21 protein-coding genes and 2 pseudogenes are annotated in these 22,961 nt (G+C 68.9%); 13 read left to right on the forward strand and 10 right to left on the reverse strand.

Annotation, left to right across the window (positions count from 1 at the left end):
- Positions 1-316: 316 nt before the first annotated feature.
- Positions 317-973 carry a TetR family transcriptional regulator gene (locus ABZ208_RS31590; RefSeq protein ID WP_356912881.1) on the reverse strand — a complete coding sequence of 219 codons (657 nt, stop codon included), beginning with the start codon at positions 971-973 and terminating at the stop codon, positions 317-319.
- 76 nt (positions 974-1,049) lie between these two features.
- On the opposite strand from ABZ208_RS31590, the gene ABZ208_RS31595 reads away from it, so the two are divergent.
- The 5 genes and pseudogenes from ABZ208_RS31595 to ABZ208_RS31615 form a co-directional block, all read left to right on the forward strand.
- Positions 1,050-1,742, forward strand: a complete 693-nt coding sequence (locus tag ABZ208_RS31595) for an NAD(P)H-binding protein (protein ID WP_356912882.1) — start codon at positions 1,050-1,052, stop codon at positions 1,740-1,742.
- Positions 1,739-2,143 carry a TIGR03618 family F420-dependent PPOX class oxidoreductase gene (locus tag ABZ208_RS31600; RefSeq protein ID WP_356912883.1) on the forward strand — a complete coding sequence of 135 codons (405 nt, stop codon included), beginning with the start codon at positions 1,739-1,741 and terminating at the stop codon, positions 2,141-2,143. Before ABZ208_RS31595 ends, ABZ208_RS31600 begins: the two co-directional genes overlap by 4 nt.
- 31 nt (positions 2,144-2,174) lie before the next feature.
- The gene (locus ABZ208_RS31605) at positions 2,175-3,047 is read left to right on the forward strand and encodes a haloalkane dehalogenase (protein WP_356912884.1); all 873 of its coding nucleotides are present in this window, start codon (positions 2,175-2,177) and stop codon (positions 3,045-3,047) included.
- A gap of 176 nt (positions 3,048-3,223) precedes the next feature.
- Positions 3,224-3,424: pseudogene (locus ABZ208_RS31610) on the forward strand (integrase core domain-containing protein); the annotation flags it as partial.
- A 244-nt stretch (positions 3,425-3,668) separates the two neighbouring features.
- Positions 3,669-3,782: pseudogene (locus ABZ208_RS31615) on the forward strand (ATP-binding cassette domain-containing protein); the annotation flags it as partial.
- Between the two features lie 88 nt (positions 3,783-3,870).
- Here ABZ208_RS31615 and ABZ208_RS31620 read toward each other — a convergent pair.
- Positions 3,871-5,082, reverse strand: a complete 1,212-nt coding sequence (locus ABZ208_RS31620) for an aromatic ring-hydroxylating dioxygenase subunit alpha (protein WP_356912885.1) — start codon at positions 5,080-5,082, stop codon at positions 3,871-3,873.
- A gap of 1,222 nt (positions 5,083-6,304) precedes the next feature.
- Here ABZ208_RS31620 and ABZ208_RS31625 point away from each other — a divergent pair.
- A complete protein-coding gene (locus ABZ208_RS31625; protein ID WP_356912886.1) occupies positions 6,305-7,138 on the forward strand; it encodes a PIG-L family deacetylase in 834 nt (277 codons plus the stop codon).
- A gap of 1,621 nt (positions 7,139-8,759) precedes the next feature.
- Here ABZ208_RS31625 and ABZ208_RS31630 read toward each other — a convergent pair.
- From ABZ208_RS31630 to ABZ208_RS31660, 7 genes are all read right to left on the reverse strand, one after another.
- Positions 8,760-9,260 (reverse strand): ATP-binding protein, encoded by a 501-nt coding sequence (locus ABZ208_RS31630; RefSeq protein ID WP_356912887.1) that lies wholly within the window; start codon positions 9,258-9,260, stop codon positions 8,760-8,762.
- A 266-nt stretch (positions 9,261-9,526) separates the two neighbouring features.
- A complete protein-coding gene (locus ABZ208_RS31635; protein ID WP_356912888.1) occupies positions 9,527-10,519 on the reverse strand; it encodes a hypothetical protein in 993 nt (330 codons plus the stop codon).
- Between the two features lie 99 nt (positions 10,520-10,618).
- Positions 10,619-11,542, reverse strand: a complete 924-nt coding sequence (locus ABZ208_RS31640; RefSeq protein WP_356912889.1) for an ROK family protein — start codon at positions 11,540-11,542, stop codon at positions 10,619-10,621.
- Positions 11,542-12,321 (reverse strand): glucosamine-6-phosphate deaminase, encoded by a 780-nt coding sequence (gene nagB / locus ABZ208_RS31645; protein ID WP_356912890.1) that lies wholly within the window; start codon positions 12,319-12,321, stop codon positions 11,542-11,544. Before nagB ends, ABZ208_RS31640 begins: the two co-directional genes overlap by 1 nt.
- A 1-nt stretch (position 12,322) precedes the next feature.
- A complete protein-coding gene (ptsP, locus tag ABZ208_RS31650) occupies positions 12,323-13,996 on the reverse strand; it encodes a phosphoenolpyruvate--protein phosphotransferase (protein ID WP_356912891.1) in 1,674 nt (557 codons plus the stop codon).
- Positions 13,993-14,259 carry an HPr family phosphocarrier protein gene (locus ABZ208_RS31655; protein ID WP_356912892.1) on the reverse strand — a complete coding sequence of 89 codons (267 nt, stop codon included), beginning with the start codon at positions 14,257-14,259 and terminating at the stop codon, positions 13,993-13,995. The genes ptsP and ABZ208_RS31655 overlap by 4 nt, the downstream gene beginning before the upstream one ends.
- 39 nt (positions 14,260-14,298) lie before the next feature.
- On the reverse strand, positions 14,299-15,534 hold the full coding sequence (locus ABZ208_RS31660; protein ID WP_356912893.1) for a PTS transporter subunit EIIC: 1,236 nt from the start codon (positions 15,532-15,534) through the stop codon (positions 14,299-14,301).
- A gap of 308 nt (positions 15,535-15,842) precedes the next feature.
- Between ABZ208_RS31660 and ABZ208_RS31665 the strand changes: the two genes are divergently transcribed.
- From ABZ208_RS31665 to ABZ208_RS31695, 7 genes are all read left to right on the forward strand, one after another.
- Positions 15,843-16,571, forward strand: coding sequence for a GntR family transcriptional regulator (locus tag ABZ208_RS31665; RefSeq protein WP_356912894.1), 729 nt, complete (start codon positions 15,843-15,845; stop codon positions 16,569-16,571).
- Positions 16,572-16,731: 160 nt separating this feature from the next.
- On the forward strand, positions 16,732-16,962 hold the full coding sequence (locus ABZ208_RS31670) for a glucose PTS transporter subunit EIIB (protein WP_328405211.1): 231 nt from the start codon (positions 16,732-16,734) through the stop codon (positions 16,960-16,962).
- Complete coding sequence (locus ABZ208_RS31675) at positions 16,959-17,423, forward strand: PTS glucose transporter subunit IIA (RefSeq protein WP_356912895.1); 465 nt, start codon at positions 16,959-16,961, stop codon at positions 17,421-17,423. The genes ABZ208_RS31670 and ABZ208_RS31675 overlap by 4 nt, the downstream gene beginning before the upstream one ends.
- Positions 17,420-18,166 (forward strand): HAD family phosphatase, encoded by a 747-nt coding sequence (locus ABZ208_RS31680; protein WP_356912896.1) that lies wholly within the window; start codon positions 17,420-17,422, stop codon positions 18,164-18,166. The genes ABZ208_RS31675 and ABZ208_RS31680 overlap by 4 nt, the downstream gene beginning before the upstream one ends.
- Complete coding sequence (locus tag ABZ208_RS31685; protein ID WP_356912897.1) at positions 18,163-19,185, forward strand: Gfo/Idh/MocA family oxidoreductase; 1,023 nt, start codon at positions 18,163-18,165, stop codon at positions 19,183-19,185. Before ABZ208_RS31680 ends, ABZ208_RS31685 begins: the two co-directional genes overlap by 4 nt.
- Complete coding sequence (locus ABZ208_RS31690; protein ID WP_356912898.1) at positions 19,182-20,207, forward strand: Gfo/Idh/MocA family oxidoreductase; 1,026 nt, start codon at positions 19,182-19,184, stop codon at positions 20,205-20,207. The genes ABZ208_RS31685 and ABZ208_RS31690 overlap by 4 nt, the downstream gene beginning before the upstream one ends.
- Before the next feature lie 410 nt (positions 20,208-20,617).
- On the forward strand, positions 20,618-21,475 hold the full coding sequence (locus ABZ208_RS31695; protein WP_356912899.1) for a hypothetical protein: 858 nt from the start codon (positions 20,618-20,620) through the stop codon (positions 21,473-21,475).
- Positions 21,476-22,008: 533 nt separating this feature from the next.
- Here ABZ208_RS31695 and ABZ208_RS31700 read toward each other — a convergent pair.
- The gene (locus ABZ208_RS31700; RefSeq protein ID WP_356912900.1) at positions 22,009-22,788 is read right to left on the reverse strand and encodes a sugar nucleotide-binding protein; all 780 of its coding nucleotides are present in this window, start codon (positions 22,786-22,788) and stop codon (positions 22,009-22,011) included.
- Positions 22,789-22,961 lie beyond the last annotated feature (173 nt).

Below are 22,961 nucleotides of genomic sequence, written 5' to 3' on the forward strand. Positions count from 1 at the left end.
CCATCGTCCGCGCAAGACCCATGGCTACCGCACTCCGGCAGAGGTCTACGCTGACCTCCTGAACAGCGGTGATGCGCTGACCGCTTGAGCTCGCCATCGATTGACGAGCGTCGCCCTCCGCGGCCCTCACACACCAATAAGCGAGGTGCTTTCGAGTCGTCGCGGTTTCAGGGTGGTCGGGCCCCAGCGCACGCAGTCGCGCCTGCTCAAGGGCCAGGGCATCAGCTACGGGGAGATCGGCGCCAAGACCGGCATCCCGAAAACCTCCCTGCACCGCTACCTACAGGGGGGAGCCGCACCGGATGTGCTGAGTTGGTCAAGGCCGGACGGCGCCTCCGCCGGAGGTCGGCGAGCCCCGACGGCCCGCTCTGGTGGTTGCCGCGGTTCGCGGTCTCGGGGTCAGTGCCGCGCGCAGCGCCGGGGTGAGGATGTGGCGGGTCTCGGAGGGGGTGAGGGCGGCGGGGGTGGGGAGGGGGTTGAGGTAGCGGGTGTAGATGAGGCCGCCGAGGATCGTCACCACGGCCGTGGCGCGGGCGGTTGCGTCCCGGCCGCCGAGAAATTCAACAAGCCGGGCCAGCAGCTCGCGTTCCAGGTATTCGCGGATCACCTCGGCAGCCGCCTCGCCCTGGGTGGTGAGCTGTACGACGTCGGAGTCCTCCCACAGGTCCGTCACCGCGTCGATCAGGCGGTCGGGGAGGGTGGCCGGGTCGCCGCCGAGGACGTCGTCCACCGCCAGCGCATTGGCGCACTGGAACTGCATCACGTCCGCGAACAGGCCCTTCTTCGAGCCGAAGTGGTACGCGATCAGCGCCGTGTCGACCCCGGCGGCCCCGGCCACCGCGCGCAGAGTGGTGCCCCGGTAGCCGCGCTCCAGGAACAGCGACCGGGCCGCAGAGACGATCGACTCGCGGGTCGGCGGGTTGCCGCGGGGGCGGCCTCGGGTGCGGGCGGGGGCAGGGGCGGCGTTATTCATCAGCGTTGAGCCTGCTTTTCGTGATCGGCACAGTCAAGGGCGTTCCGGTAACCACACGAAGGGATGACCCGACGCCATGCGTATCGCAGTCTTCGGTGCCAATGGACCGACCGGCCGCCACCTCGCCGACCAGGCCCTCGCTGCCGGCCACGAGGTCGTCGCCGTGACCCGCCGCCCCGGCTCCCTCCCCACGCGGCCCGGCCTCGCTGTGGCCGTCGCCGACGCCACCGACCCGGCGGCTGTCGACGCCGCGATCGGGGGGACGGACGCCGTCCTCTCCGTGCTGGGCGCGCGCTTCAGCAAGGAGACCATCACCACGTACTCGGCGAGCGCCACGGCCATCACCGGGGCCATGGCCCGCTACGGCATCAAGCGGTTGCTCGCCGTAAGCTCCAGCATCGCCGACCCGAACTGGCGTCCCACGGGCGCGCACTTCTTCAATCATGTGCTCGACCCGCTGGTGAACCGACGCCTCGGCCGCACCCTCCACGAGGACATGCGCCGCATGGAGGCCGTGATCCGTCGGACGGACCTCGACTGGACCTTCGTCCGGCCCTCAGGCCTCTTCGAGCACCCCGTCGTCACGGACTACCACACCGCCGAGACCAGCGCCGACGGCGTCTTCACCGCCCGTGCCGACCTCGCCGCGAGCATGCTGCGCGAGCTGGAGGAGAGGCGGTACGTCCGTACGGCCATGGGTGTCATCACCACGGCCGTGAAGCCGAACATCGCCAAGCTGATCTGGAACGAGGGCGTGAAGAAGAAGTGAGCCGGGCGACCGTCGAACTTCCGGTCGCCACACGGGCGTTCCTCACTCACCCCGACACGGCCACCCTCACCACCCTCCGCCCCGACGGCACCCCGCACGTCACCCCTGTCCGCTTCACCTTCGACGCGGCCACCGGGCTGGTCCGGGTGACCACCCGGGCGGGAGCGCGCAAGGCCCGGAACGTGGTGGCCGGCGGCCCGACGGCCCGTGTCGCGCTCTGCCAGGCGGACGGCTTCCGCTGGGTCACTCTCGAAGGCCGGGCCGCCGTCACCGACGACCCCGCGCGCTTGGCCGAGGCGGTCCGCCGCTACACCGTCCACTACGGCGCGGCCCCGCCCGCCCCGCTGGACCTGGTCGTCGTCGAGATCGCCGTCGACCGTGTCCTGAGCCTCAACCTCTGAATCCCCGTCCTGAAAGCGAAGTGACACCGCCGTGCCCCACCTCCCCGTCCTCGACTCCACCCTCCACTACCGCGAGTACGGCGACCCCGACGGGCTGCCGTTCGTCTTCCTCCACGGCAACCCCACCTCCTCCCACCTGTGGCGGAACGTCCTGCCGGGTGTGGCCGCGCCCGGCCGCCGCCTTCTGGCCCCCGATCTCGTCGGCATGGGCGACTCCGGCAAGCCCGACCTCGCCTACTCCTTCGACGACCACGCCCGCTACCTCGACGCCTGGTTCGACTCCCTCGGCCTTGCCGAGGCCGTCCTCGTCGGCCACGACTGGGGTGGCGCGCTCGCCTTCGACCGCGCCGCCCGCCTCCCGGGCCGCGTCCGCGGCCTCGCCTTCACCGAGACGATCATCAAGCCGCTGGTCGGCGACGAATTCCCGGCGGCCGGACGGAAGTTGTTCATCCTCCTGCGCACCCCCGGGGTGGGCGAGGAGATGATCCTGGAGAAGTCCATGTTCATCGAAGGGCTACCGGACACGCTCGCCACCCCGCTCGACCCTGCCGACCTCGAAGTTTACCGACGCCCCTTCCCGACCCCGCACAGCCGCCGCCCGATACTGGCGTGGACGCGCATGATGCCGCTGGACGCCGAGCCCGCCGACATCGTGGCCCGCATCGAGCACTACGCCGCCTGGCTGGCCGCCAGCCCCGAGGTCCCCAAGCTGCTCGCCGCGTTCGAGCCGGGCCCGGGCGCGATGACCGACCAAAGGGCCGTGGCCTGGTGCGAGGAGAACATCGCCGGCCTGGAGGTCTCCCGCCACGGCCTCGCCGGCCACCACTCCCCGGAGGACCGCCCCGAGGAGCTGGCCGCGGCGATCGACGCCTGGGCCGACCGCCACGGGCTGTCGCGCCAGTAGGTGTCCTCGATCACGATGGTGCCGATCGTCGCGCGGCCGGCTGGGCCGCCGGTGACGGATGTACGCGCCGCGATCGCCGTCACCATCAAACGCCTCAGCGAACGGGACCTCTCGGACGCCGCCTCCCGGCCGGCTCTGGCGGGGCGCCGAGCGGGGTTCCGAGGGCAGCTGCGAGCAAGGTCGAACGCCTCAACCGCACCCTGCTCGACCAATGGGCCTACGCTCGCCCCTACCGCTCAGAGCAGGAACGACGCGACGCCTTCCCACAATGGCTCCACTCCTGCAATCACCACCGCGGACACACCGCGCTCGAAGGCAAACCACCCGCCAGCCGCGTCCCCAACCTCACAGGGCAATTCAACCAGGGCGTTTTCTGATGGCTCTTGGACGGTGTCACGGAGCCAGATGACTATCGCGGCGACGGTCAGGGTTCCGTTGAAGATGTAGTCGCGCATGCCGTACCTACTGGCTACCGCGCGGAACTGCTTCCACTTGCTGACGCACCGTTCGACCGCGCTTCGGCGGCGGTACCGGGCCTTCTCGAAGGCCGGGGGACGGCCTCCGGCCCGGCCCTGCCGCTTGCGGGCGGCCCGCTGGTCCTCGGGCTGCGCGATGGTCGCCTACCCCGGCAGCAACGCCGAACCGTCCCTGTGCGAGGTCGACGTCACGATCCCTACCGGCAAGATCCTGGCGCTGTTGGGAAGCAGTGGCAGCGGGAAGTCAACACTGGTGAAACGGACGCGGTCGCCGAGCTACGGGTGTTCGAGCAGATCCGCAACCTCGCCGGCAAAGGCCAGACGATGATCCTGACCACCCATCGCATTCACCCGCCCGGCTGCGCAGCGGAGGACTCCGGGCCTGCCGGGACGCCCGGTCCTGCGGAGTGGTGGCCGGGTACCGGCGCCGGGCCGTCGCCCAAAGCGGTGCCGCACGCGGCAGCCTGGGGGCGGAGAGGGACGCCGTTGGCGCGCAGCACCTTGCGGACGTCCAGGATCAGTGGGAAGACCTCGTGATTGCGGTCCCCGCCCTGTTCCTCCCACGCCCGCTGCTCGGCTTCGACGGCCATGCGGTCCTCGGCGAACACGCGCTCGGTGAAGCGCCTGATGAGCGGCCAGGCCAGATGAAGAGCACCGGGAATCCCGGGCTTCTCGATCATGAGCAGGCCGTAGGTGTGACACGTGCGCTGCTCGGCGTCCTCGGGCACGTACGCGGCCCAGAGGAAGAAGGCCGGACGCTCGGCGTTCTCCGGGACCAGGTCAAGGGTCTGGTACGGGTATTCGGTGCGGATGGTCATGACGTCGCATGAGTTGCCGCCGATGCCCTCGGCGGCCAGCAGGCTGGCGCCGCGGTTCCGCTTCCCCCCGGCGTGGGTGAACAGGTATCTGGCCTCCACCGACCGCGGGCCGGTCCGGTATCCCAGCAGCTCGGGGTGGAGCCTGCCGACGACGCCCCGGTGCAGGAACTGGTGGTTCATGTCGAGCAGGTTCTCGTGCATGAACGAGTAGTGGCAGCGCACGGTCCGGGAGAAGGTCATGGTCTTGTGCTTCGTTGAGCCGAAGGCCGGCAGCTCGGGCAGCGCAGTGACCGCTGCTTTCTCCCGGTCGCCCGGGAAGACGAACACCAGGCCGTAAGCCTCGCGGACGGGAAAGCCGCGCACGCCGCGCGGCGGCTGGCCATCGCCCTTGGCCAAGTATGGGATCTGCGAGATGCGGCCGTCGCCGCGATAGGCCCACGCGTGATAGCAGCAGCGGAGTGTCTCGCCCTCCACGACGCCCATGCTCAGCGGCACCTGCCGGTGGGCGCACCGGTCCTCCAGCGCGTGGACGGCACCGCTCTCCCCGCGGTAGAGCGCGATGCGCTCCCCGGCGAACGCGGTCGCGAACACCCGCCTGCTGCGTACGCTCCGGGACAGCGCGACCGGGTACCAGAAATCCGGGTTCGCCCCAACGCGCCGGAGGTCAGCCATGCCGGAACTTGCATCGCGGTGCCCCGAGGGCCGACCGCTCCCGGTCCCGTCGGAGGTGGGCTCGGTCATACCTCTCCCTCGTGCGTGGAACAGCATCCTCCATCATGGCGTCCGCCGGCACCCACGCCCTGCCCAGCGTGTCGGACGGGTGAGCCGCCCATCACTGGCACTCGTTCATGCATGGGGGCCGATGTTCCAGACGGTGACCCCTGGCTTCGGCCGTGGTGACGGGTTCGCCCCCGGCGGTGGCGCCGGCGCTGCGGCGCGAAACACCGGTCGGCTCGAACCCGCGGGCGCATCGCCTGAGGTCAGTGCCGTCCGCACCGGGCAAGGACCGCTTCGGCTGTGCCGGTGACGGCAAGCCCCCGGCCTCTTCTCTTCTACGTACTGGACACCGCGAACAGCAATACGGGAAACGCGACGGGCGGGTCCTGCGGCAACACTGCAAGATCTACCAACTGGACGCGTCGGCGCAGGTGCTCACCGCGGCCTGCGAGACGTCTTGGCCCAGCTCTTCGCCTGGACCGGCTCGGCCTGCCCTATGACACGCAGGCCGCCCTCGCAGCCGCCGCCAGGACCGTCATCTTCGGCCCGGACCCCACCACCGAGAGGAGCGCTGCGGACCATGTGGAAACTGCCTGACGCGGACCGCGCCGCAGCCCTCCTGGAAGGGACCGTCCCCGGCGAAACTTGGGAGCAGGCCGTAACAGCGTCCCTCACTGCGCTATGCCATCGCGCTGCCAGGCAGCCAGCTGAACGCCACGCTCACGGGCTGGCGGACATCTACGCCGAGTTGGAGCCTGAGCCAGGCATGGCCGTCTTCGACGCCCGGCTCAAGGCGTACAACTCCGGGTGACCGCGGCAATGGAAATGACACCGCCGGGAGACGAACGCGCTGCCGCCTGGCGGGAGACACCGCGAGAAAGGCCAGGTCACAGCGTCAAGCTGTGCCACGGAATTTGAGACCCTACAGATCGTGTAGGATCTCAAGTTTCGTGTCGGAATCTCACGGCTAATGCCGGATGGAAGTCGGATCCGACGCGGCGCTGAGACATGCAGGGCGCGCCCGTACCTCGTTCGCGTGGAAACGCCGACGTCCGGAAGGCCAAGCGGCCGTCCCGGGAACAGCCGGTCCGGCCGGCACGGTTGCATCGACCGAGAGACCGGCGCCACACGGGAGGAGAACGCGGAGACCACCAGGTCGTCCACCCCACCAGGATCCGGGCCCCAGGATCGCGGTACGCCCGCCGCGCACGGGGACCACGACGTATTTTTGCAGGAGGACTGTCTCATGACTGACCGGCCCTTGACGCTCATGGCAGTACACGCCCACCCCGACGACGAGGCCACCGGAACCGGAGGGGTCCTCGCTCGGTACGCGGCGGAAGGCATCCGCACGGTTCTCGTGACGTGTACCGACGGCGGTTGCGGTGACGGACCGGGAGGTGTCAAGCCGGGCGATCCCGGGCACGATCCGGCCGCCGTCGCTTTGATGCGCCGTCAGGAACTTGAGGCGAGCTGTGACGTCCTGAAGGTCAGCGATCTGGAGATGCTGGATTATGCCGACTCCGGGATGACGGGCTGGCCGAGCAACGACGCCCCCGGGTCCTTCTGGCAGACCCCCGTGCAGGAAGGCGCGGCCCGACTCGGGGAACTCATGCGGTACTACCGACCTGATGTGGTCGTCACCTACGACGAGAACGGCTTCTACGGCCACCCCGACCACATCCAGGCCCACCGCATCACGATGGCGGCGCTGGAGATGACCGCGCTGACACCGAAGGTTTACTGGACCACGATGCCCCGCTCGATGATGCAGCGGTTCGGCGAGGTCATGCGCGAGTTTCATGAGGACATGCCGGAGCCGGATCCTGCCGAGGCCGCCGCGATGGCCGAGATCGGCCTCCCCGATGATGAGATCACCACGTGGGTGGACACCACCGCGTTCAGCGGTCAGAAGTTCGACGCGTTGGCGGCGCACGCCAGTCAGGGCGAGAACATCTTCTTCCTCAAGATGGGCAAGGAGAGGTTCGGCGATTTGATGGGCATGGAGACCTTCGTCCGTGTCCAGGACTTCACCGGCGCGGCCGTACCCGAGAACGATCTCTTCGCCGGACTGCGCTGATCCGGCCGTCCGACCGGCCGGGAAGCTCATCGACCGCACGGCGCGATCGAGCGGGTCACACACCCGGAGGCTTGTCCACGCGAGTTCCGCTCCGGCAGCCCGCATCCACGCTCTCACCGATAGCTTCGACGCGTGCCCGCACTGCCGACCCGACACCGCGCTCGTCCCCGAACCATCTGGCAACCGCACAGGTTGGGAGACCTGCGGGCTGCCGACTCGGAAGGGACGCGACGGCCCGGGTCACAAGCCCGGCGGGCTGCTCCGATCAAGGCAGACCGCCGAGGAAGCGGCACGAAGCTGAGGCTCCGACGTCCGACACACCATGAGGCAACGGAAGAAGCAGCACGTCACGAGGGCGTTCTTCGACACCAACCGCGAGAACCTGCAGAAGCGATCCGCACCGATGCGTCCGTGTCTGTCGACCAGGGAGTCCCAACTCTACGGGTGCCTTCAACCGTTTCCCGGCCTGGGACGTGGCCTCCTCATCCCGGGTGCGAAGAAGGGCAGGCAGCGATCGAATCCGGCGGTCCCTGGGGGCTGCGCCAGGTCCGGTCTTCATCGCTCTGCTGCCCCAGGCGACGTAAGGTCAACTTCCGTACGCCTGGCAAGTTTCGGCAAGTCCAAGTGCTCGATGATCCGCGCGGGCCGAACACCTACCAGGTCCGAACAGTGGACCATCAGCACACCTTGATGTGCCTCGACCATGCGGCCCAGCTGCGAGACGCGTTGATCGTCGCCGACGAGCAGTTGCTGTCCCGCAGTACGTCGGCTGCGGTGGAGATCCGCAGAGGCCGGGTCCACCGTTGCGCAAGCGTGTGGGGGGCGCCGACGCCGGACCAGCAGCTCCTCCGTGACCGTCACACATGCACACCCCAACCCTGAGACTCCTCACTCAGTTGAACACAGGAGCGAGTGGGGCGACGAGCGGCACGGGCCGATTTCAAGGCTGTGACCGCGCTTCCGTGTTGACCACGCCTATGAGGGGACGGGGAGTCGGTGAGCCGTTCGCCCTGGACGACGACGTCGCCCGTCCCAGCAACCTCGCACAAGGTGGGGCACTGGAGAGTCACGGTGAACTCCGTTCTGGCTGGTCGGGGCACCAGTCGGCCAATGGCCGGTCGGTCAACGGCAATTGCGCGAGAGCGCGAGGAGCTGCTCGCCGGGCGGTTGCGCGCAACAGAGCGCCGTGCCCCGCGAAGGCCCACGGGCGTCCCCGTGCTTTGGCAGGAGGCGTCTGGGGCTACCGCCGTCAGTTCAGTACCTTCACCTCTCGGACGTCAACCGTGAACGGCGTTTGCCGTACCTCGGTGAATTGTCCGGCGTCCCGAGAGCCGCAGCGGTCCATTCCACGGTCCATGTGGCCGTGGCCGTCCCGGAGTACTTCCCGCCCGCCCGGCATGCCCCCTTGCCCGGGGTGGCGCTGAGCACGAACGTTTCCGACCTGGTCGGTCAGGTCATCGGCCACGACAGCGGCACGCCAATAGCGGCGGCACTTCTCGGGCTTGGAGGCCTGCATGGACGCCACAGCGGTACTCGCATGGGCAACCGGGGCTACTCCCTACCCGACCAGCCGTCCGGAACAGGGAGAGGTGCCACTCTCGCAAGGCCGGCAGCGTGCTGATCAGGGGTGCAGCTCTGCCCAGCGGGTGGCCCCGCCTGCGTGCGTAACCGTGCCGTGGCGAATCGCCATGGCGGCCACGATCTGCATGCCACGACCATGTTCCCCTTGCTCGTCGGCTTTGGGCGGTGGATCGGCTTGCGGACCGCCGTCAGTGACTTCGATTCGCAGGACTTGTCGCTGGATGCAGCGCACTCGCAGAGCAGTCGGTGGCAGGGCGTGGAGTACCGCATTGGTGACGAGCTCGGAGATGATGAGGAGAGCGTCGTCGCGTGCCGCAGGCGACAGTTTCAGGTCGGTGAGGAATTCCTTCGCAAGGCGCCGCAGCCGGCTGACGTCCCGGGCACCGGCACTTACCAGTGCGAGGTGGGGGTCTCGCGGGTCGTCTGCCGCGTTCCCGTGACTTTCGCAGAAGAGCTGGTCGGTCCTTGCGGCCCTGCAATCCGGGTTCAGTGCGAGCAGTTCGACCGGCCCTACTGGTTCAGGGGGTGCTTGAGCAGTCATCACAACCTCGGGTTTCCGCGGATGCGACGAGCGGTCGTCGCGGCCGCCGAGCGATGGCCCATGAACTGGTAATTACCAGATATGACCAGTTTGGGCCGCAGTGGGTGGGGTTGTCAATTTCGATTTCGCGGAAATCGGCCCGAATCTTGTGCGTAATTCGTGGCGGAGCGGGCATGTCGCTGCCGATCCTGTTGCGCCTTGCGGCAGCACCGTGGGCGGACTTCCCGGGAAGGACCGTTGCGGTGTCCCGGGCTGCGTATGCCGAGTCACCGTGGTGAGCGCCGGTTCCTGGCCCTGAACGCCCGAGAGTGCCATTCCTGGACCTCTTTCAGGGGGGCGCCGTCCAGTTCCCAGGGCCAGGAGGCGGCGACCGCTGCGGTTGCCTCGAAGACCGGCCATGCTTCCTGCAGGCGTGCGGCTCTCGTCAGCACGTAGGCGAGAAGGTTCAGATCGAGAAGGGCTGCTGCATGCCTGAGAAAGCCGGGCTGTGTCCAGCTGGCCAGGGCTTCGTCGACGAGGGCGCGTTCGTGGGGCTGATCCCAGTGTCGGCGTGCGGCAAGTGCCGTGATGCCTCCTGCTGACAGAGCCCTTCGGTACCGGCTCAGGCCGGCAGTGAGGCCTACGGCTGCTACGGGAGAGCCCGCGGGAGCGGAGACAGCGACTGAGTCGGTGAACTGAACGGTCAGGACATGGGACCCGCACTCCTCCGGGGAGACGTACTGCAGCATCTGCCAGTGAGCTTCCCGGTTCCATGGATCGCGCGATTTCACGGCGTTCCATATGGGCTGCACTTGGGCCCCGGGCGCCCGCACCAGCCGGTAGTAGCTCAGGATGGCCACCCACGGGGCAGGGTCCTCAGGTGCCAGTTCAGCGGCATCCCTGCACAGGGCGATCGTGGTGCTGAGATCGCCGGTGGGGCCGCCTGAACGGGCCTGGGCGATGCCGGCGAGGGCCTGCAGGAGCATGGCGTCGGCACTGGCGGGATTCCAGGTGCGCCAGTGGCCGGCCAGGACGTGCGCTTCGGGGAGGTTGCTGAAAACGAGCAGGCGGTGCATCCGCCGGTCCCAGTCCTTCCCCGGGTCGCGCAGTGCTTGCTCTATCGGATAGGTGAGGGCGCCGCGGTCGTTGCATTCGGCCAAGTTGTTGCCCTGGGCCGCTATCTGGGCTTCCAGATGTGTCAGGGCGCGGGCGAGGGGCTCGTCGTCGAGCTCGGGCTGCAGCCTCCGGGGAGGTCGGTGGCTGCGTTTTCGGGGCCACACGGGTGACGTGCTCCTTTCATGCGGGGCAGGCGTACAGCTGCGATGTCGGCACTGCCGGAACTGGCGGTCGCACCGGGCGGGACCGGCCGCGGGCCGGGCTCAGCATGTGGTCCGTAGGTATGCGCGTGCGCCTGCAGCCTCGGCGGCCCGTAGAGCCGCGCCGAGGAGTCCCGCGTCCGCGCCCAGCGGCGAGATGTCGACCGCGGGGGCGGTGCGCCAGGCGAGTCCGCTCTGCAGGGAGTGCCGTACGGGCTCCGCGAGCGCATCTCCGGCAGCGGTCATGCCGCCGGCCAGGACGATGCGCTGCGGGTCCAGCAGGAGTGTCGCGGTGACGAGCGCTCTTCCCAGAGCGTCGGTTCCCTCGGCCCAGAGCCGTGCGGCCTCGGGGTCGGTGTCCTTTTGTGCGGTGATGTCGGCGGCGTTGTCGGCGGTGCCTCCGGTGCGGCGGTAGCGGCGGACCAGGGCGCCGGCTGCTGCGTATGCCTCTACGCAACCGTGTTGACCGCAGGCGCAGAGCTCACCGTCGGGGTGGACGGGGATGTGGCCGAATTCGCCGGCGAAGCCGTGGGCACCCTCCACGAGTTGTCCGTTGCTGACGATCCCTGCGGCGATGCCGGTGCCGAGTACGACGACGAGCAGGTCCTGTACGTCGGCGCCGAGTCCGAGCCGCTGCTCGGCGAGGCAGGCTGCCCGCACATCGTGTTCGAGTGTGACGGGGATACGGAGCCTGTCTGCGACCGCCGCGGCAAGGGACGTGTCGCGCAGTCCCAGATTCGCGGCGTACCGGACGACGCCGGCGCCGGCGTCGATGAGCCCTGGGGCGCACAGGCCGACGGCTGCGGTACGGACACGCACGAGAGCAGTGGCTGCCCGCACGACCGCAGCGACCACCGCTTGGGGCCCTTCGCTGGACGGGGTGGCCAGCCGGAGGGTCTCCTCGGTCACCCCTTGCGCGTCGAACCGCGCGGCTTTGATGGTGGTGCCGCCGAGATCGACGGCGACCACATCGGCGGGGCGGCTCATCAGTACCCCTGGCCGGCGGGCTTGCAGCGGGCGACCTCGCGGTAGTAGGGCTGTTGTTCCAATCGGGCTGCGGCGAGCTCGTCCACGACCACCGTGACATGCGGATGCAACTGAAGGACGGAAGCGGGGCACATCGCGCTGACGGGTCCTTCGACGGCGGCGGCCACCGCGTGGGACTTGTGCGGGCCGGTGGCGATCAGTACGAGGTGGGATGCCGCGCCGATCGTGGCCAGCCCCTGGGTGATGACATGCCTTGGCACCTCGTCGATTCCGCCGAAGAAGCGTGCGTTGTCGCGGCGGGTGGCGTCGGTGAGGGTCTTGATCCGGGTGCATGAGACGAGCGAGGAGCCCGGCTCGTTGAATCCGATATGGCCGTTGACGCCGATCCCGAGGATCTGCACGCCGACCGGGCCCGCTGCCATGAGGGTGCGCTCGAAGCGGCGGGCCTCCTGCCGCGGATCCGATGCCGTTCCCTGGGGGGCGTGGACCCGGGCGGGATCCAGGTCGACGTGGTCGGCCAGTTCGCGGCGGATCACCTCGAGGAAGGACTGCGGGTGGGCGGGTCGGAGCCCTATGTACTCGTCGAGCAGGAAGGCGTCGACGCCGGCGAAGCTGAGGGCCTCGTGGCGGCGGCGGCGGACCAGGTCGCGGTAGATGCCCAGGGGTGAGGAACCCGTGGCCAGCCCCAGGGTCCTGGTACCTGCGACGATCGCGCGGTGGATGATGCCGGCGACGGTGCGGCCTGCGTCTTCGGCGTCGGGGCGGATCACCACCTCCACGTCAGGCCTCCTGCCGTTCGCTCGCTGCGCCGAGGAAGGTGCCACTCATCCGCCGTGCTGTGCGGGGTTCCCCGGCGCAGAGCGCGCTCGCGGCCAGCTCTTTGCACTCGCGCAACGTGAGCCGGGCGAGTGCATCGCGCACGGCGGCAACAGCCGGGGTGGCCATGGAGAGGCTGCTCACGCCCAGCCCGGCCAGGACGGGGGCGAGGCGCGGGTCGGCCGCCGCCTCACCGCAGACACCGACGGGGCGGCCGAGCGCCCTTGCCGCGCTGCACACCTGGGAGATGAGGGTGAGAAGGGCCGGCTGCCAGGGGTCCAGAAGGTGGGCGAGGGTGTGGGCCGTGCGGTCTGCGGCGAGGGTGTACTGGGCCAGGTCGTTGGTGCCGATACTGGCGAAGTCGACGTACCGCAGTAGCTCGTGCGCGAGAAGGGCTGCCGACGGTACTTCGATCATGATGCCGACGGTCTGTACTCCGTGGCCGCGGGCCAGGTCGGCGAACTGTGCGGCTTCCTGTGCGGTGGAGACCATGGGTGCCATGACCTTCATCTGCACGCCGGTCTTTTGCTGTGCCGCCACGAGTGCCTTGAGCTGCGTTTCGAGGATGCCGGGGTCGATCGTCGAGGTGCGCAGGCCCCGGACGCCCAGGGCCGGGTTGGCCTCGGCAGGAAGCCGCAGGAAGGGCAGGGGCTTGTCGGAGCCGGCGTCCAGGGTGCGGACGATCACGGCGCGGCCCGTGAAGGCCGTGAAGACCTGGGTGTAGGCGTGGATCTGCTCGTCGACGGTGGGCGCCTCGCGGCGGTCCAGGAAGAGGAATTCGGTACGGAACAGGCCCACGCCTTCGTTGTCGGCCCTGGCTGCCCGGGAGGCATCGCGGGGCGTGCCGATGTTGGCGAGGAGCGCGATGGCGTGCTGGTCCGCGGTGCGTCCGGGGCCGTGTGTACGAGGCTGCTGCCGGGAGCGTGCGCGTTCCAGGGCTTGCTGCCGGCGTTCGGACGAGGGGTGTGTTTCGACGGTACCGGCTTCGCCGTCGAGGATCACGGGAGTGCCGTCGGACAAAGCGGCGGCTTCACAGCAGCCCACGACGGCGGGTAGTCCCAGGCTGCGCGCGAGGATGGCTGTGTGACTGGTCGGGCCTCCCCTTTCGGTGAGCAGCCCCACCGCTTCGCTGTCGGCCAGGCCCGCGGTGTCGGCCGGGGAGAGGTCTTCGGCGGCCAGGATGAAGGGGTGGCCCGGTCGTGGGATGCCGGGCATGGGCACACCCAGCAGGAGCGCGACCGCGCGGTTGCGTATGTCGCGGAGGTCGGTGGCTCGTTCGGCCATGTAGCCGCCGAGGCTCTCCAGTTGACTGCAGTAGCCGTCGGCGGCGAGGGAGAGGCTGTGTGCGGTGGGCAGGCCCTGGCCGATGTGGTCGGCGGCGGCCTGGACCAGGGCGGGGTCGCCGGCCATGGCGGCACCGGCCTCCAGGATGGCGCCGGTCGTTCCGCTCGCCTCGATCGCGGCCAGCTGCTCGGCGACCTGGGCCAAGGCTTGCCGCACACGCTGCACTTCGTGCTCCAGGTCGTCACCCGGGCTCCCGCAGGGGTCGGTGATGACCGGCGGCGTCATACGGATCAAAGGTGCCGACGCCAGTCCCGGGCTGACGCCGTAGCCGGTCATCGTGGTGGAGGCGCTCACGCGTCGAGCTCCTTGCTCAGCAGGGCTGCCAGCTCTTCCAGCGCAGCCTCCGCGCCGTCACCCTCTGCGGTCAGGGTGACCTGGTCGCCGTAAGCTGCGCCGAGCGTCATGACGCCCAGCATGCTGTCGGCGGCCACCGGGGGCTTGCCGTCGACAGCCACGGTCACGCGGACCGTTTTGTGGGCGGCGGCCTGGACGAAGGTGGCGGCGGGGCGGGCATGCAGGCCGCTGCGTGAGCCGAGGATGACGACGCGCTGTGCCATGGACGGTTCCTTTCGACGGGTGGTTCGGGGACGTGGCGGTCAGATTGCGGGTTCGGGACGGCGCTCCTCGGCTGCGTCCGGGTTTTCTTCCTCACGGCCTGGGGTGCGCAGGTTCCAGCGGCGGATGACGAAACGGAACAGGACGAAGTAGAGGGCGGCGTAGGCGAGGCCTATCGGGATGAGCAGGAGGGGGTTCGTGGCCTTGCCCCAGTTGAGGACGTAGTCGATGAGTCCGGAGGAGAAGGTGAATCCGTGGTGGATGTCGAGGGCGTTGACCAGAGCGAGGGAGGTGCCGGTCAGCACGGCGTGCACGAGGTAGAGGGGCCAGGCGACAAAGAGGAAGGCGAACTCGATCGGCTCGGTGATGCCGGTGAGGAAGCTGGTGAGTCCGGCCGAGAGCATGATGCCGCCGACGGCTTTGCGGTGCTCGGGGCGGGCTTCGCGCCAGATGGCCAGGGCTGCGGCCGGGAGGGCGAACATCATGATCGGGAAGAAGCCGGTCATGAAGATGCCGGCCTCGGGGTCGCCTGCGAAGAAGCGGTTCAGGTCGCCGTGTGCACCGTTGTAGTCGCCGATGATGAACCACACGACGGAGTTGAGGATGTGGTGCAGTCCAAGGGGGATGAGCAGCTTGTTCGCGGTTCCGTAGATGCCGCCGCCGACGATGCTGTTCTCGTCGACGGCCTCGCCGACGGCGGTGAGGCCGTTGTTGAACAACGGGTAGACCAGGCTCATCAGGACGCCGACGACGAGTGCGGTCACCGCGGTGAGGATGGGGACGAGTCTGCGTCCGCTGAAGAAGCCCAGATAGGGCGGGAGTGCGGTGCGATAGAAGCGCTGCCACAGCATCGCCGAGAGCAGCCCGATGACGATGCCGCCCAGGACCCCGAAGTTGACCAGCGCCTGCTCCCCGGCCAGGTCCTTCTGACCTTCCAGGACGACCGGCGACATGGCCTTGAAAACGCCTTCCAGCACGAGATATCCCACCACCGCGGCCAGGGCGGTGGAACCGTCGGCCTTCTTCGCGAATCCGATGGCGATGCCGACGGCGAAGATCAGCGGCAGATGGGTGAAGAGCGCTCCACCGGCGGCGGAGATGACGTGTGCGGTGTCCTGCAGTGCAGGGAAGCGGCCTAGGACGTCGTCCTGCCCCAGCCGGAGCAGCAGGCCCGCTGCGGGGAGCGTGGCGATCGGCAGCATCAGGCTGCGGCCGAGTTTCTGCAGGCCTGCCAGGCCCGGGCGGCGGCCGGTGGATGGGGATGCGCTGGTGCTCATGACGACCTCAAAGGTGTGCAGGAGGGGCAGGAGAGCAAGGACGAGCCGGGTGGGGACACAGCCCGGGGATGGCTTCAAGAGAGCCAGTGGACATGACCAGTACTATCTGGTCATGACCAGTTGCCCTCAATATGGTCCCGCCGTCACACAGGTGTCAATGCCTATGGCGTCAGACAGGGGAAAACCCTCGCCTGCAGGCCGCCACCGCCCCCGGGCGGCCATTTCGCTCCGGCGAAAAGATGCGTGATGCATACTGGTCATAACCAGTGGGGTCGCAGACACACCCCCGGATCGAGATTGGGGCCGCAGTGACCGCACAGCAGATTGCCGCCAAGGGCATGGTGCCCAAACACGCACAGCTCCGCGCGATCCTGGTCGACATGTGCACCAACCAGCTCTCCCCGGGCGACGCGCTGCCCAGCGAGCGCCAGCTGTGCCTCGACCACGGAGTCAGTCGCGTGACGGTACGCGAGGCGCTCGGCCAGCTCGTGGCCGACGGCCTGGCGGTCCGCGTCCACGGGCGCGGGACGTTCGTGGCCGAGCGGGCGCACCGTTCGGAACTCCGCCTGGCCTCGTTCCACGAGGACATGCGCCGCCTGGGCCTGGAGCCGGGCACCGTGGTGCTGTCCATCGACCAGGACGCCCCACCTCCCGCCACCGCCACCGCACTCCAGATGAACGAGAAGCAGCAGGCATGGCATGTACGCCGCCTGCGCCTGGCCGACGGGACCCCCATCTGCGTCGAGGACGCGTGGTACAGCGCCGACCTCCTGCCGGAGCTGGACAGCGTGGACTTCACGATCTCGGTCTACGACACCCTCGCCTCGCGCTTCGGTCACCCCATCGACCGTGCGGAGCAGACGGTCGGGGCCGGGCCGGCCTCCTCGGAGACCGCCGCACTGCTGGGCATCCGCCCAGGCGCCTCCGTCATGATCTTCGACCGCATCGCCTACAGCGGGGACCGGCCCATCGAGCACGCCTACTCGTGGTTCCGGGCCGACCGCTACCAGCTGCACATGACCCTGACCGACCAGTGACAGAGCCGCCCCCGGAAACCGGGGGCGGAGGTTGCTGAGTTGACATGCGCATGACATTCCATCATTGCACGCCGGCGCGCGAGTGAGGTATCTTGTGGTCATGACTGGTAATAACCAGTAGCAACTGAGTCGCAACGTGATCCATTCGGAGGGGGCACCCATGTCCAAAGCGCAGCTGATCGTCGAGGGGCTCGGCGGGGCCGGCAACATCGCCGATATCGAGGCCTGCATCACCAGGCTCCGCACCGAGGTGAACGACACGGGCGCCGTCGACGTCGATGCCCTCAAAAAGGCAGGAGCTCTCGGGGTGCTCGTTTCGGCCGGCGTCGTGCAAGTCGTCGTCGGCGCCGAGGCGGACGCTCTGGCCGAGGACATCAAGGAGATCCTGTGAGCCTCGCCGTATACGCCCCGCTGACCGGTGATCTTGCAGCACTCGGCAAGGTGCCCGACCCGGCCTTCGCCGCTCAGATGCTCGGCTCAGGACTGGCGATCGAACCTTCCCAGGAGTCCGGGCCTCTCGATGTCGCGGCACCCGTCGCCGGCGTAGTGGCCAAAGTGCACCCGCATGCGTTCGTGATCAAAACCCGCTGCGGCACAGGTGTTCTGGTGCACGTGGGCATCGACACCGTTCGACTGAACGGAGAAGGCTTCCGCACGCATGCGACCGAAGGAGAGCAGGTCGAGGTAGGCCATGCCATGCTCACCTTCGACCCCGCCGTGGTCCGAGCACATGGCCTGTCCTCGATATGTCCTGTCGTCGTGCTCGACAGCCGGCCCGGCTCGTCGCAGCCCCCCGCCGTCACCGGCCCGATCCGCGCAGGGGCGCTCTTGTTCAGTTGGACCGCGTCGTGACGGGCGTGCGCAGCGGTCTGCGAAAAGGGCTCGCCGGCACGGCCTGCAAGGCAGTCCTGATGGATCTGGACGGGACGTTGGTGCTCAGCGAGGACGTGCACCGGCGTGCCTGGCAGGCATTCTTCGACACATGGGCAGTGAAGATCACCGAAGCCGAGTACGAGCAGCACTACATGGGGCGACGCCCCGCCGACGTCATCACGGGCATGCCAGGACCTTGGACGGGGACAGACGCGGTCGCCGCGCTGGCCACCATGACCGCCTTCACACTGGATCACGCCCACAGCGTTCAGGTGGTGCCCGGCGCCACCGAGCTCATCCGGCAGCTGCGCACGAAGTACCTCCTGTCCGTGGTCACCAGCGCCGGAGCCCAGTGGGCCCGGCACATCCTCGAAAACGTCCTCGACGTGCGCGGCCTGGTCGACGTCGTCGTCACCTCCGAGGACATCACCTGCGGCAAGCCGTCCCCGGAGGGCTACCTGAGGGCCTGCGCCGCCCTGCGGGTCCGGCCTGAACAGTGCCTCGCCTTCGAGGACTCGCCCTCGGGGGTCCGCGCGCTTGTCGCTGCCGGGGTACGCGACATCGTCGGTGTCACAACGACCGCCACCGCGGCCGACCTCACCCACGCCGGAGCGCGCTGGACCGTTCCCGATCTCACCCCCCGCAGCATGCAGCACATACGCGGCTCCATCAGTACGAGGACAGGGGCCCCGGCAAGCAGCGACACGGAGGCCGAAGCGTGAACAGACTCGACGTGGCCCTGATCGGTGCCGGCTTCATCGCCCGCACCCACCTGCCCGCCTGGATCGCCCTCGGGGCACGGGTGCGCATTTTCTCCACTGACGGCCAAGCCGCCCAGCTCGCCGAAGAGTTCGCAGCCACCGAGGCTTCCACTTTGGACGAGGCACTGGAGTGGGCCACGGTCGTCGACATCTGCACTCCCACCACCACCCACCGCGACATCGCCCTGGCTGCCTTCGAGGCGGGAGCGGACGTACTGTGCGAGAAGCCCCTGGCGCTCGCCCCAGCTGACGCCCTGGAGATGGCGTATGCCGCACAGAAGGCAGGTCGTCAGCTGTACCCCGGACACGTCGTCCGGTTCTTCCCCGCCTACGTACGGCTCCGGGACGCCCTCAACTCCGGTGCGCTGGGCCGTGTCGCGGTGGCCCGCTTCACCCGCACCGGCCGCTATCCGACATGGAGCACCTGGTTCGCCGACCCCACACTCTCCGGAGGCATCGTCACCGACCAGATGCTCCACGACATGGACATCGCCAGGTGGCTGTTCGGAGAGGTGGTCAGCATCCACGCCACCCAGCGCGGACACCTCAACGCCCAGGCGCCCGAGGGCCCGGTGGCCACCGGCAGCGCCACCCTCACCCACGCATCCGGCGTCATCACCCAGGTTCTGGGCGTATGGGGCCCACCTGCCACCCCCTTCCGCTACACCTTCCATGTCGCCGGCTCCAACGGCACCCTCACCCACGACTCCCTCGCCCACCCGTCGCTGCGCCTGGTCGGGCAGGGGGGCACCGAAGCGGACGGTGTACCCACCGGCGACTTCGGTGAAGACCCGTTCACCACCCAGATCCGCGAGTTCGCAGCCGCCTTCAAGGGCGGGCCCGCCCCAAGGGTCGACGCATCGGACGGGGTGGCGGCCGTCCGACTCGCCGCTGCAGCCCGCCAGTCCGTAGCAACCGGCCTGGCAATTGCAGTCGAAGGCTCGTGTCAGCAAGAGCCCGTGGAAGGAAACCGCCCATGAAGGTCGCCGTCCTGTCCTTCGCCCACGTCCACGCCGCAACCTACATCGAGCTGCTGCGCGACCGCACAGACATCGAACTCGTCACCACCGACCCCGATGCCCCGCCCGGCGACCCGACCCGCGGCAAGGCCCTGGCCGATCAACTCGCCGTCACCTACCGGGCAGGGTACGAAGAGGTCTTCGCAGAGCGCCCCCAGGCGGTCATCGTCACGAGCGAGAACGCCCGGCATTGGCAGCTCGTCGAACAGGCCGCTGCGGCAGGCGCACACATCCTGTGCGAAAAGCCCCTGGCCACCACGCAAGAAGACGCACGAGCCATGATCGACGCCTGCGAGCAGGCCGGCGTCAGCCTCATGACCGCCTACCCCGTGCGCTTCCACCCGGCCTTCACAGCCCTGCGGCACACCCTCGCCGATGGCACCCTCGGATCTCTCCTCAGTATTCACGGCACCAACAACTCCAGCCCCCCGAGCCTGGAACGGCCCTGGTTCGCCGACCCGGCCCTCGCGGGTGGCGGCGCGATCATGGACCACACCGTCCACATCGCAGACCTCCTCGACGTCCTCCTCGACGGCGAACAGCCCACCCAGGTCTACGCAGTCGCCAACACCCACCTCACCCCAGACGACACCGACGAACCAGCGGTGGAGTCAGCCGGTCTGCTCACCCTCACCTACGCCCGCGGACTCGTCGCCACCATCGACTGCAGCTGGAGCCACCCGGCCTCCCACCCCACCTGGGGCGGCCTGACCCTCACCTGCGTCGGCGAACGCGCCCTGGCCGAGTTCGACGCCTTCCCACCACTGCTCAACGGCTACGACACCACCCAAGCCACTCCACGCTGGGAACCCGCCGCCACCGACCTCAACGCCGCCATGCTCGACAGCTTCCTCACCGCCGCCCGCACCGGCCAACGAGCCCACCCCGACGGACACACCGGACTACGCACCCTGCAAACCGCCCTGGCCGCCTACGAATCCCTGCACACCGGCCAGCCCGCGACCCCTTCCGGTACCGCCTGACAACCCCAGAGACCGGCCCGAAGACGAGCAGCCGGCAGAGTGCATGTCCCCTCTGCTGGTGTGCCGAACCTGGTTCCGCCGTCGGCATGCCCAAGCAGGTCTGCCACCCGAGGTGAGGAGCACACCCAGTCATGAACAGACGCGGCTACCTAAAGATCGCGGCCGCCGCCGGTGTACTGACAGCCGCAGGCATGGAGACCGGCTGCGCGCCCGACGCCCGGACTCCAGCCAATGCCGTCCCGTCAGCCACCCCAAGCACTCGCCCGCCGAACTCGACGGCGCCTGCGCCCACGCCATCTAGCACGAGCACCACTGCCAGTACGCCCCCGGCATCCAGCTCGGCTCCGCCGTCCAGTCCCAGTGCCGCGTCCAGCACGTCGTCTTCGACCGGTTCAGCCCCCGTGGAGAGATTGAACAACCGCACAACCCAGTCCGCAGCCATCTGCTACGACAACACCTTCGAGAACCTGTCGTCCTACGCCCGACCAGGCGGCCTGGTGGTAGCCGGCCGCACCAACTACGCCCACCGTGTCTTCAAAGACATCTCCGCCGCCGGCGGCACGGTCCTGGTCTACCTCGACTGCGTCATCGAAGGTGAATACGGCCGCTACCACGACCTGTTGTTGAACGCCTCCGAATTCGGGCCCGCCGTACCCCGGTGGCCCGGCCTGCCCAAGGCGAATCAATGGGGCTACCTCACCGACTTCCGCGTCGGCAGCGTGCTTCAGTCCAAACTTGCAGGTGTGCTGGAGAAGATGGCCGGCGAGAACCCCCACATGGGAGGTTGGTTCGCCGACGACCTCGGCACCAGGTCCCACTACCCCGGCGTCCCCTGGACCGAGATGTCCCCCACCGCTCAGCTGCAGTACCGCGACGGCGCGATCGCCTTGGCCAAGACCTTCAGGCGTGTCGCTGACAAGTACGGGCTGATATTCCTGGTCAACGGCTCATGGTCCGGCAGCTCCGGTGGTGGCTACCCCGACACGCGCAAGCACGGCTGCGCCCTCGCCGACGGCGGCGTCATCGAGCACCATCCTGCGGACGCCTTTCACCTCAATTACGCGACGTCGACGCAGTGGGCTGCGCATTCGGCGGTTACGAACGGTACGTCGTTCCAGTACGTGATTGCCCGAACGGATGCAGAGCGAGACGCGTGGCGCAGGTCTGGGGCATGTGCCTTCGTGTCTACCCAGAACCATTACGGACGGGCCCCGGCACCGTACTCCCAGTTGCGCCCTACCGGGCTACCCCGTCGGGTAACACGATAGGCCCGGCGATTTGGACGCGGTCCGGCTGCTGTGCGAGGCGTCCGGGCGCACTTTGTACTCCGTGCCGGCGACCGCCGCGTCCTGGCTGAGGGCCGCGCTACGGCTGCTGAACAGACTCGTTGCGAGTTGCGGAACTCGATCCCATGGTCGGGTGGTGCCTACGTGGCCTGACCGTGCGCGTGAGAACGAAGCGGGCGGGGCGGACGCCTGGAGTGCGCCTCCCGAGGTGCTGATGCACGAGGACGGGGACCGGGGCGCGGGAACACGTCGCGCCGGGCGAGGAGTTTGCGCCGATTCGGAGCCACGCGCTGACCCCGTCCCTGGCCACAAGGTTCCGGCGGCCTTCAAAGTTGCGGTGATGTTGCCGAGTTTCTTGATGTCCACGTGCACCAGTGCGCCCGGGCGGTCGCGTTCGTACTCCGCCCGGTCGAGGCGCCCTCCGGGAGACAGCGACGCACGTCTGGGGCCGGTGGGCCGGGCGGTCAGATGGGGGCTGTGCAGAACTGTCGGGCACCGCGCAGTGTGGTGCTCAGTTACTGCTGGGTGGCCTGGCTGTCGAGGCGTACGTCGAGCGCGCCGGGCAGTGTGCTGTGGGCCCGCGTGCCCTGGGGCAGCCGGGAGGCGTCGAGACCGTCACGCCTGGCGATGAGGACGCCGAGTTCGTGGCGGCTCAGGGCGTCGGGCCCTGCGAGATGGTGGATACCAAACGCGTCGCTCGATGCCAGTTCCAAAAGGGCGGCGGCCAGGTCGGCGACGTGCACGGGGCAGCGGATGTCGTCGGTGAACAGGACGCCGTCGCGCGAGCCTGTCGCGAGTTCGTGCACGGCGCGTTCGTGTACGGAACGCCCGTTGCCGACGATCAGCGATGTGCGGGCGACAACGGCCTGCAGGTGAACGGCGAGGACCCCGGTCTCGGCTGCCGCTTTGGCTGCTCCGTAGGGGGTGAGGGGGTCAGGGAGGCAGGTCTCGTCGTAGTGGATTCGGGCACCGGAGAACACCGCGTCGCTGGACACGTGGACCAAGCGGCTTCCGTGCTTCGCTGCGGCCTTCGCGAGCCGGACGGGGCCCTGTGCGGTGACCGCCCAGTCGGCCTTGGCGCTCGACGTGTTGATGACGAGTTGGGGACTGACCTCGGTCATGACGGCGTCGAGGCGTTCCGTGTCCCTCAGGTCGAGGGGGTACCACATGGTTCGGGAGGTGTCGTGTGGCTCGGTCGCGTGGTACGTCGCGGCCGTGGCGTGTCCGACAGTTCGTGCCTGTCGGATCAGCTCGGCCCCCAGGAAGCCGCTGCCCCCGATGATCAGAGCTGTCATGTGCGACACGGTAGACCGGTCCCGGTCGGCCGTGGGAGGGCCCGGTTCGTTTCCCGGGTCGCCCGAGTCGGTGGACGGTCCGGCCCACCGCGCGCCGGGCTCGACGGCGAAGGCGGTCGCCCCGGGTTCGGGTGACCGCCTTCGCCGTCAGGGTATCCGTTCCGGCCCCGCTC

The sequence above is a fragment of the Streptomyces sp. NPDC006208 genome, from assembly GCF_040613775.1.
Lineage (GTDB): Bacteria > Actinomycetota > Actinomycetes > Streptomycetales > Streptomycetaceae > Streptomyces.

What these genes read in the sequence shown, in the direction of transcription:
- ABZ208_RS31590 (WP_356912881.1), bottom strand. Translation starts at nt 973, where the DNA reads ATGAATAACGCCGCCCCTGCCCCCGCCCGCACCCGAGGCCGCCCCCGC.
- ABZ208_RS31595 (WP_356912882.1), top strand. Translation starts at nt 1,050, where the DNA reads ATGCGTATCGCAGTCTTCGGTGCCAATGGACCGACCGGCCGCCACCTC.
- ABZ208_RS31620 (WP_356912885.1), bottom strand. Translation starts at nt 5,082, where the DNA reads ATGACCGAGCCCACCTCCGACGGGACCGGGAGCGGTCGGCCCTCGGGG.
- ABZ208_RS31625 (WP_356912886.1), top strand. Translation starts at nt 6,305, where the DNA reads ATGACTGACCGGCCCTTGACGCTCATGGCAGTACACGCCCACCCCGAC.
- ABZ208_RS31630 (WP_356912887.1), bottom strand. Translation starts at nt 9,260, where the DNA reads ATGACTGCTCAAGCACCCCCTGAACCAGTAGGGCCGGTCGAACTGCTC.
- ABZ208_RS31640 (WP_356912889.1), bottom strand. Translation starts at nt 11,542, where the DNA reads ATGAGCCGCCCCGCCGATGTGGTCGCCGTCGATCTCGGCGGCACCACC.
- ABZ208_RS31655 (WP_356912892.1), bottom strand. Translation starts at nt 14,259, where the DNA reads ATGGCACAGCGCGTCGTCATCCTCGGCTCACGCAGCGGCCTGCATGCC.
- ABZ208_RS31660 (WP_356912893.1), bottom strand. Translation starts at nt 15,534, where the DNA reads ATGAGCACCAGCGCATCCCCATCCACCGGCCGCCGCCCGGGCCTGGCA.
- ABZ208_RS31670 (WP_328405211.1), top strand. Translation starts at nt 16,732, where the DNA reads ATGTCCAAAGCGCAGCTGATCGTCGAGGGGCTCGGCGGGGCCGGCAAC.
- ABZ208_RS31690 (WP_356912898.1), top strand. Translation starts at nt 19,182, where the DNA reads ATGAAGGTCGCCGTCCTGTCCTTCGCCCACGTCCACGCCGCAACCTAC.
- ABZ208_RS31700 (WP_356912900.1), bottom strand. Translation starts at nt 22,788, where the DNA reads ATGACAGCTCTGATCATCGGGGGCAGCGGCTTCCTGGGGGCCGAGCTG.